This is a genomic window from Streptomyces sp. NPDC043896, from assembly GCF_056435605.1.
Window position 1 is genome coordinate 1 of record NZ_JBWKEE010000017.1, and the last position, 11,525, is coordinate 11,525.

The 11,525-nt window shown below is 73.1% G+C and carries 11 protein-coding genes, 5 tRNA genes and 1 pseudogene; 8 read left to right on the forward strand and 9 right to left on the reverse strand.

Features of this window, described 5'->3' with window-relative positions:
- Positions 1–350: 350 nt before the first annotated feature.
- Positions 351–656, reverse strand: a complete 306-nt coding sequence (locus tag AC069X_RS23660; RefSeq protein ID WP_478731137.1) for a hypothetical protein — start codon at positions 654–656, stop codon at positions 351–353.
- 198 nt (positions 657–854) lie between these two features.
- Between AC069X_RS23660 and AC069X_RS23665 the strand changes: the two are divergent.
- The 3 genes and pseudogenes from AC069X_RS23665 to AC069X_RS23675 form a co-directional block, all read left to right on the forward strand.
- A pseudogene (locus tag AC069X_RS23665) lies at positions 855–977 on the forward strand (haloacid dehalogenase); the annotation flags it as partial.
- Between the two features lie 720 nt (positions 978–1,697).
- Complete coding sequence (gene cobA / locus AC069X_RS23670) at positions 1,698–2,921, forward strand: uroporphyrinogen-III C-methyltransferase (RefSeq protein ID WP_478731139.1); 1,224 nt, start codon at positions 1,698–1,700, stop codon at positions 2,919–2,921.
- A gap of 42 nt (positions 2,922–2,963) precedes the next feature.
- The gene (locus AC069X_RS23675; RefSeq protein WP_007263096.1) at positions 2,964–3,779 is read left to right on the forward strand and encodes a TrmH family RNA methyltransferase; all 816 of its coding nucleotides are present in this window, start codon (positions 2,964–2,966) and stop codon (positions 3,777–3,779) included.
- 48 nt (positions 3,780–3,827) lie between these two features.
- Here the strand turns inward: AC069X_RS23675 and AC069X_RS23680 are convergent, their stop codons facing one another.
- A complete protein-coding gene (locus tag AC069X_RS23680) occupies positions 3,828–5,003 on the reverse strand; it encodes a serine/threonine-protein kinase (RefSeq protein WP_478731423.1) in 1,176 nt (391 codons plus the stop codon).
- Between the two features lie 527 nt (positions 5,004–5,530).
- Between AC069X_RS23680 and AC069X_RS23685 the strand changes: the two genes are divergently transcribed.
- On the forward strand, positions 5,531–5,740 hold the full coding sequence (locus tag AC069X_RS23685; RefSeq protein ID WP_478731425.1) for a hypothetical protein: 210 nt from the start codon (positions 5,531–5,533) through the stop codon (positions 5,738–5,740).
- Between the two features lie 203 nt (positions 5,741–5,943).
- On the opposite strand, the gene AC069X_RS23690 is transcribed toward AC069X_RS23685, so the two are convergent.
- From AC069X_RS23690 to AC069X_RS23710, 5 genes are all read right to left on the reverse strand, one after another.
- Positions 5,944–6,018: transfer RNA gene (locus AC069X_RS23690), tRNA-Val, on the reverse strand.
- Positions 6,019–6,067: 49 nt separating this feature from the next.
- Positions 6,068–6,139 (reverse strand) — tRNA-Val (locus tag AC069X_RS23695).
- Positions 6,140–6,173: 34 nt separating this feature from the next.
- Positions 6,174–6,245 (reverse strand) — tRNA-Val (locus AC069X_RS23700).
- Between the two features lies 1 nt (position 6,246).
- Positions 6,247–6,320 (reverse strand) — tRNA-Cys (locus AC069X_RS23705).
- A 39-nt stretch (positions 6,321–6,359) separates the two neighbouring features.
- Positions 6,360–6,432 (reverse strand) — tRNA-Gly (locus AC069X_RS23710).
- A gap of 180 nt (positions 6,433–6,612) precedes the next feature.
- Here AC069X_RS23710 and AC069X_RS23715 point away from each other — a divergent pair.
- The 3 genes from AC069X_RS23715 to AC069X_RS23725 are packed head-to-tail and all read left to right on the forward strand — an operon-like array spanning position 6,613 to position 9,411.
- Positions 6,613–7,710, forward strand: a complete 1,098-nt coding sequence (locus AC069X_RS23715) for a chorismate-binding protein (RefSeq protein ID WP_478731141.1) — start codon at positions 6,613–6,615, stop codon at positions 7,708–7,710.
- On the forward strand, positions 7,707–8,528 hold the full coding sequence (locus AC069X_RS23720; RefSeq protein ID WP_478731143.1) for an aminotransferase class IV: 822 nt from the start codon (positions 7,707–7,709) through the stop codon (positions 8,526–8,528). The genes AC069X_RS23715 and AC069X_RS23720 overlap by 4 nt, the downstream gene beginning before the upstream one ends.
- Before the next feature lie 58 nt (positions 8,529–8,586).
- A complete protein-coding gene (locus AC069X_RS23725) occupies positions 8,587–9,411 on the forward strand; it encodes a GNAT family N-acetyltransferase (protein ID WP_478731145.1) in 825 nt (274 codons plus the stop codon).
- A gap of 34 nt (positions 9,412–9,445) precedes the next feature.
- On the opposite strand, the gene AC069X_RS23730 is transcribed toward AC069X_RS23725, so the two are convergent.
- Positions 9,446–9,946 (reverse strand): DsbA family protein, encoded by a 501-nt coding sequence (locus tag AC069X_RS23730; protein ID WP_478731147.1) that lies wholly within the window; start codon positions 9,944–9,946, stop codon positions 9,446–9,448.
- Positions 9,947–10,098: 152 nt separating this feature from the next.
- Here AC069X_RS23730 and AC069X_RS23735 point away from each other — a divergent pair, with 152 nt between their 5' ends.
- Positions 10,099–10,539 (forward strand): hypothetical protein, encoded by a 441-nt coding sequence (locus AC069X_RS23735; RefSeq protein ID WP_478731149.1) that lies wholly within the window; start codon positions 10,099–10,101, stop codon positions 10,537–10,539.
- Positions 10,540–10,697: 158 nt separating this feature from the next.
- Here the strand turns inward: AC069X_RS23735 and AC069X_RS23740 are convergent, their stop codons facing one another.
- Entirely contained in the window at positions 10,698–11,378 is a 681-nt protein-coding gene (locus AC069X_RS23740) for a dioxygenase family protein (protein WP_478731151.1), read from the reverse strand.
- Between the last annotated feature and the right edge of the window lie 147 nt (positions 11,379–11,525).

Consider the following 11,525-nt stretch of genomic DNA (forward strand, 5'->3'; position numbering starts at 1 on the left):
AAAGACTGCCGGGAAACCCCCAAAAGAACGGTCACGGGGCAGAAGAGGGAGGGACGGGCCTGTCATGGACGAGACGAGGGACCGGGCCATGGCCGACCGGGCATCCGGGCCCCAGGAGCCGAGATCCGGGACCACAGGGGCTCTACCTGCACGGAAGGACGACAGGACCGTCCTGCAGACCACCCAGGCGCGACAGATGGCTACGCGCTTCGCATTCCCCGGCGTCCGTCGGCCGTCAGGGGCTCCTGCTGTCCTGACACGGCGACCAGGACGGCGAAAGGCCACGGCAGGCGCGGCAGATCGCCACGCGCTTCCCATGTCTCGGCGTCCGCGGCCCCTCTGGGGCTGTTCTAGGAGTCAGTGCCGGATCCTGCCGGCTCCGGAGGCCTCTGGTGACCGCACTCCAGCCGGTTTCCCTGGGCGTCGGTCACCGCGCACTCCAGGACGATCTTGTGCGGGTCGCCGTCCTCGTAGGGCCAGACGGTGATACCGCCCTCCCAGACGAGGGTGGTGAACCAGACGTCGATTCCCTCGGCTTCCGGCGCGACCGTGAAGACCTCGCCGGGCTTGAGGTAATAGTCCTCACCGTACGGCTCGATGAAGAGACAGATGGCGCTATCGCCGGCGTTCTGCACCGGCAGTTTGTTGCGTCCCATTTCGTTCCCCCAAGACCGGCGACCCGATGGCCCACGCCACTGTATGCGGCCCACGGCGGCCTCCGAAGATCTTGGAGGAGGGGTATCGGGGTGCCCGTATGACGATTCGCGCTGTGGTCGTTGATGTGTGGGAGTGCCTGGTGGACGAGACGCGGGAGTACGGGACTTGGGCCGACCTGAGGCCCGCTGTTGCTGCCGACCGCACTCGTTCGTCGGGGGCCGTGGGCCACCATTCAGTGGGAGACGTTCGAGGCCGTGGAGCTGCCGACCTTCAGAGTCGACTGCCTCCTGGAACTGTCCGGTCGGATTGCCGAGTTCAACGGATTCGCGCACCGAAGGACAGGCCGAAGACCGGCCCCAGGCGGCCCGCAGGCGCCGGGACAGGAGGAGCGCGTAGCGATCTCGTGCGTCTGGGGGCTTCCCGTGCTCCTCGTTCCGCCTTCTGGTGCGGGTATCAGCCCCGCACGGCCGCCGGACGCCCATCGATGAGGAGCGTGTGGCGATCTGACGCGCTTGGGTGGTCCGTAGGCTGATCTGGTCGTCCTTCCGTGCAGGTAGCCGGGCCCCTTGGCCCTGGCGGCGGGGATCTGGGGCCCGGATGCCCGGCGGGCCGGCCCCCGGCCCCTCGCCTGATCCCTGAGAGACCCGCTCCTCCCCCTCGTGCCCCGTGACCGTTCTTTTGGGGGTTTCCCGGCAGTCTTTCGGCTTTCCGGGGCGGGGCGGGCTGTCAAGGGTCGCCGAAGGCGATCACGAAGTGACGCGACCGAAGGGAGCGCCCTTGACGGCCCGGCACGACACGGAACGACGATGGGACTGACGGGAAACCCCCAGCCCCTCCCCGACCCCGCCCCAGGGGGTGCCGCCCCCACCCCGACCAGCCGAAACCCCTCGCCCCAACTTCGCCCCCGCAGGTACCACCAGCGCCGACGGGCCGTATCGTGGTCCCGGACGGGCGCCCCGCACCGCGTGCCCGACCAGCCGCTCCAGCGCAGCAGCGGCAGCCGCCGTCCACACCCCGCCGCATCAGGAGCCGCAACCGCCATGGCAAACCCGGCACACCCCGCCTACCCCGTAGGACTCCGTCTGGCAGGGCGCCGCGTCGTCGTCATCGGCGGCGGGCAGGTCGCCCAGCGCCGGCTGCCCGCGCTGATCGCTGCCGGGGCCGACGTGCTGCTCGTCTCCCCCTCCGCGACCCCCTCCGTGGACGCGATGGCGGAGACCGGGGAGATCCGCTGGGAGCGCCGCCGCTACCAGGACGGCGACCTCGACGGTGCCTGGTACGCGCTGATCGCGACCCGGGACCGGGCCGCCAACGACGCCGCCTCCGCCGAGGCCGAGGCGCGCCGCGTCTGGTGCGTGCGCGCCGACGACGCCGACGCCGCCACCGCCTGGACCCCGGCCACCGGCCGGGTGGAGGGCGTCACCGTCGCCGTGCTCAGCGGCAACGACCCCCGCCGTTCCGCCGCCGTCCGCGACGCGGTCGTCGAGGGGCTGCGCGACGGCTCCCTCACCGCCGCCCGTCCCCGCGTCCCCGGCGTCGCCCTCGTCGGCGGCGGTCCCGGCGACCCGGACCTGATCACCGTGCGCGGCCGCCGCCTGCTCGCCGAGGCCGACGTGGTCATCGCCGACCGGCTCGGCCCCCGCGACCTGCTCGACGAGCTCCCGCCGCACGTCGAGGTCATCGACGCCGCGAAGATCCCGTACGGCCGGTTCATGGCCCAGGAGGCCATCAACAACGCCCTGATCGAGCACGCCAAGGCCGGCAAGGCCGTGGTCCGGCTCAAGGGCGGGGACCCGTACGTCTTCGGCCGTGGCATGGAGGAGCTCCAGGCCCTCGCCGAGCACGGCATCCCCTGCACCGTCGTGCCGGGCATCTCCAGCTCCATCTCGGTGCCCAGCGCCGCCGGCATCCCCGTCACCCACCGCGGGGTGGCGCACGAGTTCACCGTGGTCAGCGGCCACGTGGGCCCCGACGACCCGCGCTCCCTCGTCGACTGGGCGGCCCTCGCCAAGCTCACCGGCACCATCGTCATCCTGATGGGCGTCGACAAGATCGGCCTGATCGCCGAGGCCCTGGTCCGCCACGGCCGCTCCGCCGACACGCCCGTCGCGGTGATCCAGGAGGGCACCACCGCCACCCAGCGCCGGGTGGACGCCACCCTCGCCACCGTCGGCGAGACGGTCAAGGCGCAGGAGGTCCGCCCGCCCGCCGTCATCGTGATCGGTGACGTCGTACGCGTCAACGCACCTGTCGCCGGCGCCTGACAGGCCGTTGGCACCGCACCCAGGACAAGGCAGTATCACCCTGTGGCTGATCTCATCACCATCGAAGACCCCGACGACCCGCGCCTGCGCGACTACACGGGCCTGACCGACGTGGAGCTCCGGCGCCGCCGCGAGCCCGCCGAGGGCCTGTTCATCGCCGAGGGCGAGAAGGTCATCAGGCGGGCCAAGGACGCCGGGTACGAGATGCGCTCGATGCTGCTCTCGGCGAAGTGGGTCGACGTCATGCGCGACGTCATCGACGAGCTGCCCGCCCCGGTCTACGCCGTCAGCCCGGACCTCGCGGAGCGGGTCACCGGCTACCACGTGCACCGCGGCGCCCTCGCCTCCATGCAGCGCAAGCCGCTGCCCACGGCGCAGGAGCTGCTGGCCTCGGCGCGCCGGGTGGCCGTGATGGAAGCGGTCAACGACCACACCAACATCGGGGCCATCTTCCGCAGCGCCGCCGCCCTCGGCATGGACGCGGTGCTGCTGTCGCCCGACTGCGCGGACCCGCTGTACCGCCGCTCGGTGAAGGTGTCGATGGGTGCGGTGTTCTCCGTCCCCTACGCTCGCCTGGAGGCCTGGCCCAAGAGCCTCGACACGGTCCGGGAGGCGGGTTTCAAGCTCCTTGCCCTCACCCCGCACGAGAAGGCCTCGCCGATCGACGTGGCCGCCCCGCAGACCCTGGACCGGGTCGCGCTGATGCTGGGCGCGGAGGGCGACGGGCTGTCGACGCAGGCGCTGGTCGCCGCCGACGAGTGGGTGCGCATCCCCATGGCGCACGGCGTGGACTCGCTGAACGTGGGCGCGGCCGCGGCCGTCGCCTTCTACGCGGTGGCCGGCAGCGGCCGCGCGTAGTACGGACCCGCCCTGAAGGGGTGCCCCGCCGGCCGGCGGGGCACCCCTTCAGAGTTTCTGCGCGAGGGCGATGCCCAGGGCCACGATCAGGGTGACCACGACGAACACGATCAGCCGCTGCCGCAGCAGCTTCGGGTCCGGCCGCGACGGGCGGCGTCCCGTGCCGGTCGTACGCGGGCCGGGGCGGCCCCCCGAGCGCCCGGCGGTGGATCCGGGGTTCCGGGAGGACGAGGGGCGCGACGGGGGCCCGCTGTGGGGCCCCTGCGGCCTGGCCACGGGGGTCGCGCCCCCGGTACGGCGCTCCGTGCTCCGGTCCGCCTGCCCCGGGCCCCGCTCCGCGGGCCGTGCCACGGGCCGCTCGACGCGTACGCGCTGCGCCGGCGGGCGGCCGTCGCCCAGCCCCTGCGCCTCGCGGGCGGCGATCTCCTTCAGCCGCATCGACAGCTGGAGGGTGGTCGGCCGTTCCTCGGGGTCCTTGGCCAGGCAGGCCCGCACCAGCGGCGCGAGGGCGTCCGGTACGCCGACCAGGTGCGGTTCCTCGTGCACCACCCGGTACAGCATCACCTCGGAACTGCCGTGCCCGAAGGGGGAGTCGGCGGTGGCCGCGTAGGCGAGGGTGGCGCCGAGCGCGAACACGTCGGTGGCCGGGGTGACGGCGGCGCCGCGCACCTGCTCGGGCGCGAGGAAGCCGGGGGAGCCGACGGCGGTGCCCACGTGGGTGAGGGTGCTGGCCCCCGTGGCCCAGGCGATGCCGAAGTCGATGATCCGGGGACCCTTGGGGGAGAGCAGGATGTTCGAGGGCTTCAGGTCCCGGTGGACCACCCCCGCCTCGTGCACGGCGACCAGCCCCTCGGAGAGGGCGGCGCCGATGGCGGCGATCTGCGCGGCCGTCAGGGGCCCTTCCTCGGCGACCTTGTCGTGCAGCGAGGGGCCGGGCACGTACTGGGTGGCGAACCAGGGGCGCTCGGCCTCCAGGTCGGCGGCCACCAGGCGCGCGGTGCAGCCGCCGCGGATCCGCCGTGCGGCGGACACCTCGCGGGCGAACCGCGAGCGGAACTCCTGGTCCTCGGCGAGATCCGGCCGGATCACCTTCAGGGCGACACGCTGGCCGCGCCGGTCCGATCCCAGGTAGACGACGCCCATGCCGCCGGCACCGAGCCGCCGGTGCAGTCTGAACGAGCCGACGACACGCGGGTCCTCGCGCCGGAGCCGCATCATCGCCATGTCCACCCCGCTGACGGTCGTCCTGTTGACCTGGTACAGCTTACGGACCATCCGGCACGAGCGCTCAGAGGCCGCGCCCTCACCGGGGGGTTCGATTGTCAGTGCGGGGCAGGCCACTTGAGGGTGCGACAGCTTCCGCGCCCGCCCCCGGCCCACCCCCCGCCGGCCACCCCAAACACCCCTCGGGCCAAGGGGATTGGCCCCCGCGCACGCCCCACGGGCACGCCGTACCGCAGGAGACCGGCCGGCCCGCGCGGGGGAGACCGTCAACGGCCCGTACGAAGACACGCGTGTGCAGGGAGTGACGGAAGTGAGCGAAGTCACTACCCTCCGGTCATCCCCTCCGGGAAGACCCCCATCACGGGGGAGGGATCTCCACCCAGGGGAGTAGGCGGGGAGTGGTCCCGTCATCCTCCTGGAGGCCCGGCAATGGGTACGAGGGCATGAGGCCAGGAGCCTTTCGGCCACCTAGTGTTGAAGACAAGCGGCGGGTGGCGCACTCGTCCCCCGAGGTCACAAGCCCGCCGCTGCCAGACGACAGGGAGAGGACCATGGCGGGCATCGCACGGCAGGGACGCAAGGCATTCGCGTTCAACGGCCATGAGTCCGGTACGCGCCATCCACTGGTGGCCGCGGCCATGGTCCTCCCCCTGGCCGCCCTGCTGCTCTTCGTCTTCGGAGGGTTCGAGCAGGTGGCGGCGCAGGCGTCGTCCGTGGGCGTGATGCTGGGGCGCTGAGTGGCGCCCCGGGCCCGGAAGAGCGGTCCGGGCCGGGACATCGGCCTGTCGCACCCCGTGGGGACGGGGGCGCGACGGACGGCAGGTGAAGGGTGCTGCCCGTACGACTGGGGAGTCGGACGGGCAGCACCCTTTTTCGCGTGCCCGGACCATTCTCGGCAACGCGGAAGCCCCGGCCGTTCGAGACGGCCGGGGCTTCCGGATGGTGCGCGATACTGGGATTGAACCAGTGACCTCTTCCGTGTCAGGGAAGCGCTCTCCCGCTGAGCTAATCGCGCGGGCTACGGTAAGGAACCGCAGGTCAAACAGGGTGCTGCTGGTGTTGCGTGCGCGATACTGGGATTGAACCAGTGACCTCTTCCGTGTCAGGGAAGCGCTCTCCCGCTGAGCTAATCGCGCGGGGATCCTTGCGGATCGGGTCCTTTCGGACCAGTGGACGATACTGGGATTGAACCAGTGACCTCTTCCGTGTCAGGGAAGCGCTCTCCCGCTGAGCTAATCGTCCTTGGAGGTGGAGACGGGATTTGAACCCGTGTAGACGGCTTTGCAGGCCGTTGCCTCGCCTCTCGGCCACTCCACCTCGGAGTGTGCGGGGTTCTCGGGAAGATCCCCCACTCAGAGCGGACGACGAGACTCGAACTCGCGACATCCACCTTGGCAAGGTGGTGCTCTACCAACTGAGCTACGTCCGCAGTGTCACCGTGTTCGCTCCGGGGTTTTTCCCGGCGCTCCCTGGCGACGTGTTGAACTCTAGCGGATTCCCGGGCCAGCTCAAAAACGCGTTTCCGCAGCGTGCTGCCACCCGATCACCGGAGGTCACCCGTCGGTCACCTCACCGGCGCCATCGCGCCACCGGTCATAGACTCGCAGCCGTGCACGACCTGCCTCCCCTGGCCCGCTTCGGCGGCCTTCTCGCGACCGACCTCCGAGACGTCACCAGCGACCCCTCGGCCCTCGACTCCACCGGGTTCTGGGCGGTGACCGCAGACTTCGAAGGCCGGCTGGTCTGTGCGCGCTTCGGCGACATACGCACCGACCCCGTACCCGCGCCCGTGCCCGGAGCCTGGCGCGGGCCGGACGCCGGCCGGTGGTCCTCCTCGCTCGACCGCTCCGCGTACGTCGCGGGCGTCCGCCGGATCCGCGGGTACATCGCGGCGGGGGAGGTCTACCAGGCCAATCTCTGCCGGGTGATGTCCGCGCCGCTGCCCGATCCGGCCGCCGCCGACGTGGACGCCCTCACGGCCCTCCTCGCGCGCGGCAACCCCGCGCCCTACGCAGGAACGATTCGGCTCCCGGCCCACGGCGTGGAGATCGCCACCGCCTCCCCCGAGCTCTACCTGAGCCGCACCGGCCGCCACGTCGAGTCCGGCCCCATCAAGGGCACCGGCCGCACCGCCGCCGACCTGCTGCCCAAGGACCACGCCGAGAACGTCATGATCGTGGACCTCGTACGCAACGACCTCGGCCGCGTCTGCGCCACAGGCACCGTCACCGTCCCCGAGCTCTGCCGGGTCGAGGAGCACCCCGGCCTGGTCCACCTGGTCTCCACCGTCAGCGGCGAACTCGCCGAAGGCGCCGGCTGGCCCGAACTGCTCGCGGCCACCTTCCCGCCCGGCTCCGTCACCGGCGCCCCCAAGTCCTCCGCCCTGCGGATCATCGAAGAGCTGGAGACCGCCCCGCGCGGCCCCTACTGTGGGGGCATCGGCTGGGTGGACGCCGACCGCGGCGCCGCCGCCCTCGCCGTGGGCATCCGCACCTTCTGGATCGACCGCGAGGCCCCCGGCGGCCCCCGCCTGAGCTTCGGCACCGGCGCCGGGATCACCTGGGGCTCCGACCCCGAACGGGAGTGGGCGGAGACCGAGCTCAAGGCCGCCCGGCTGGTCGCGCTCGCCTCCGGCGGGCCCCTACCCGGCACGGCGGCCGCCGCCGGACACGAGACGCACGACCTGAGTGGAGGAACCGTACGGTGAGGATCTGGCTCGACGGCACGCTGCGCGACGCCGATGACGCGAAGGTGTCCGTACTGGACCACGGGCTGACCGTGGGCGACGGGGTCTTCGAGACGCTCAAGGCCCAGGACGGGGCCGTCTTCGCCCTCACCCGGCACCTGGACCGGCTCACCCGCTCCGCGCGCGGCCTGGGCCTGCCCGACCCCGACCTCGACGAGGTGCGCCGCGCCTGCGCCGCCGTACTGGAGGCCAATCCGATGCCGCTCGGCCGGCTGCGGATCACCTACACCGGAGGACTGTCCCCGCTCGGCTCCGACCGGGGCGAGACCGGACCCACCCTCGTCGTGGCCGTCGGCGGGACCACCCGCCGCCCCGACACCACCGCCGTGATCACCGTCCCCTGGGTCCGCAACGAGCGCTCCCCGCTGACCGGCCTCAAGACCACCTCCTACGCCGAGAACGTCGTCGCCCTCGCGCAGGCCAACCGGGCGGGCGCCTCCGAGGCCCTCTTCGCCAACACCGTCGGACAGCTCTGCGAGGGCACCGGCTCCAACGTCTTCGTCGTCCTCGACGGCGAGCTGCACACCCCGCCCGTCGCCTCCGGCTGCCTCGCGGGCATCACCCGCGCGCTGGCCGTCGAATGGACCGGGGCCAAGGAGACCGACCTGCCCTTCGACGTCCTGGAGCGGGCCGAAGAGGTCTTCCTGACCTCCACCCTGCGCGACGTCCAGGCCGTGCACCGGGTCGACGGGCGCGTCCTGACCGCCGCCCCCGGCCCGGTCACCGTCAAGGCCATGCGCGTCTTCGACGAGCGGGCCGCCTCCGACATCGACCCCTGAGCGCCCACCCGCCCCACGCCCCGTGGTCACGGCGGCGCGGGGCGGGTAGAACTCGACGATGACCACCACCCTGCGGCCCAGCGGGCCGCTGCAGCAGAGCGACTCCGGCGGGCGTTCGCGCCCGTACGAGGTCCGCGTCAACAGCAGGCGCGTCGGGGCGCTGCTGATCGCCGCCGACACGCCCTTCGGGCCGACGGTGGGGGAGATCCGCGACCTGGTCGTCGACGAGCCGGACCGCCGCCGCGGCCGCGCCACCGTCGCGGCGCTCGCCGCCGAGGAGGTGCTGCGCGGCTGGGGCTGCCGCCGGGTCCGCGTCTCGGTCCCGGCCGGCTCCCCGGGCGGGCTGCGGCTCGCGGCGGCCCTCGGGTACGCCGAGTACAGCCGGAACATGGCCAAGGACCTGCCCACGACCCCGCCCGCCCTCTCCGAGGGGGCCCTCGGCCGTCCCATGACGCAGCCCGAGTACGAGGCCTGGAACGTGCGCGCCCGCGCCGACTACGCGGCGAGCTGGGCCTCCCGGGGCATGCGGGAGGAGGCCGCGCGGGCCAAGTCGGAGGCCGACCACGACCGGCAGCTCCCGCGGGGGCTCGCCACCCCGGGGGCCGTCTTCCTGGTCCTGGAGGCGGCGGGCACCCCCGTCGGCCACGTGTGGGTGGCGGTGTCGGGGGAGGGCGCGTACGTCTTCGCCGTCGCCGTCGCCGAGGAGCACCGGGGCCGCGGCCACGGCCGGGACCTGATGCTCCTCGCGGAGGGCACGGCCATCGCCGCGGGCCACCGGACGCTGGCGCTGCACGTGTTCACCGCCAACACCCCGGCCCTGCGCCTGTACGAGTCACTCGGCTACCGGCCGACCGGCATCAACTACGCCAAGGAACTGATCTAGGGGGAGTCCGGTGGGGGCGAGGGGGGGAGAGAGCCTAGGAGGCGTCCGCGAGGAGCCGGTCCGCGATCTCCTCGATGCGGGCGCGCAGGCCCTCCTGGCTCTTGCCGCCGTCGAGGCGCTCGCCGCCGATCACGTACGTCGGGGTACCGGTCACGCCGATGGCCTTGCCTTCGGCCTGGTCGGCGTCGACGATCAGGATGTGCCGGCCGTCGATCAGGGCCGTGTCGAACTCCTCGGCGTCCAGGTCCAGTTCACGGGCGACGTCGAGCAGTACGGCCTCGCCCCGCTCGCCCAGCTCCGCGGTGCGGGCCAGCACGGCCTCCACGTACGGCCAGCCCTGCCCCTGCTCCTCGGCCTCCTCGGCGGCCTGCGCGGCGGCGAAGGCGTGCTTGTGCTTCTCCAGCGGGAAGTGCCGCAGCCGGATGTCCAGCCGGTCGCCGTAGCGGGCCCGCAGGGCGCGCACGTCGTCCAGGGCGCTGTGGCAGTCCGGGCACTGGAGTTCGCACCAGACTTCGAGGATCACGGAATCGGTCATGCGGACAGTCTCCCAGACCCCCTGAGGAGGAGATCCGACCCCGAGATGTCCCGGAGATCCGCACGGCGGGGGCCGGGGGCGTGGCCCCGGCGGCGGGGGCCGGTGCAGGATGGAAGGGACAGACCGCCCATCGCAGACCGCCGGAGGACCGCATGCTTGCCGAGACCATCTGTTCCGCGGTGTCCGCGGCGGGCCTGGGCATCGCCGCGCTGACCGCGTACCGCAAGCGCTTCCTCGCCGCCACGCGGATCGCGGCGTACTCGCTGGTGCCGGTGGGCCTGGTGCTGACCGGCGTGGTGCAGTGGGTGTCCGGGATGGTCTTCAAGCCGACCGTCTGGATCGGCTTCGGCCTGCTGGGCCTGGCGTGGGTGCTCTTCATGACCACCCGGGCCGTGGAGCGCCGCGGCCTGGGCAGGACCCCGAAGGCCCCGAAGGCCGCCAGGGGAGCCGCGGGCCGGGAGGCGGTCGCTCCGGACGCCTCGGCCCCGGCGCTGGGCGGGGGAGCCCGTCAGGACGCCCGTCCCGCCCCCGCGCAGGCCCCGGCGGACGACTTCTCCGACATCGAGGCCATCCTCAAGAAGCACGGGATCTAGGCCGTGTCTTTTGGATCAGGCCGGATCAGGGAGCGGCGTCTGGTGCGTGCGATCGCAAGGCGGAGGAGGGAGCCAACGCGGAGCGTTGGCGACCGACGACAACGCGGCGAGCGTGCGTGCCGGACGCCGCGAGCCCGGCCTGATCCAAAAGACACGGCCTAGGCGAGGCCCACCGTGAAGGCGGCGCGGTAGCCCGTGCCGTCGGGGGCCGGGGTCAGGGTCATCCTGCCGTCGGAGGCCCGGTAGCGGTCGTCGTTGCCGTTGGGGTCGCGGGGGGCCTTGCGGCGCGCGTACGGCTGCCTTCCGTAGACCTCCCGGAGGAAGGCGTCGGGCAGGAAGAACTGCGAGGTCGTCTCGGAACGCTCGTCGGGGCGGACCTTGAAGTGGATGTGCGGCGCGAGTCCCGCGTACCAACCCGGCACGATCGTCGTGAAGGTGCAGCGGCCCGCCGCGTCGGTGGTCTGGATCCCGCGCAGCCAGGTCTCCTTGCCCTCCGAGTACACGCCGGCCGCGTCGGCCTGCCAGATGTCCACGGCCGCGCCCTTGAGCGGCAGGCAGCCGTCCTTGGCGCGCACCACCGTCAGCTCCAGCCGCAGCGGCACGCCCTCGCGTCCTTCGGTGACGTCCGAGCGGGTCCGGCCGCGGCCGGAGTAGTTCGGGCCGGCCCCTGAGGTCACGGCCAGTACGCAGCCCGGTGTGGCGCCGCCCGACGGCGCGGGCGCGGCCCGGCCGGGTGTGGCGGGGCGGGCGCAGGCCGCCGTCAGCGCGGCCATGCCGACGGATCCGGCGGTGAGCAGGAGGGCTCGCCGGCTGGTCGGGAAGGTGTCCTCGTCGGTCATGCGGAGCCTCTCGCGCGTGCGCCCGGGGCCGTCGCGTGCGGACGGCCGTCCACCGCGCCCACCGTCCCGCACACCGGCGGCCGGGCCCGCGAGCGACACACGGCCGACCGGGGGTCCTCGCAGCGGCCTGGACCGTCGTTCCGCCCG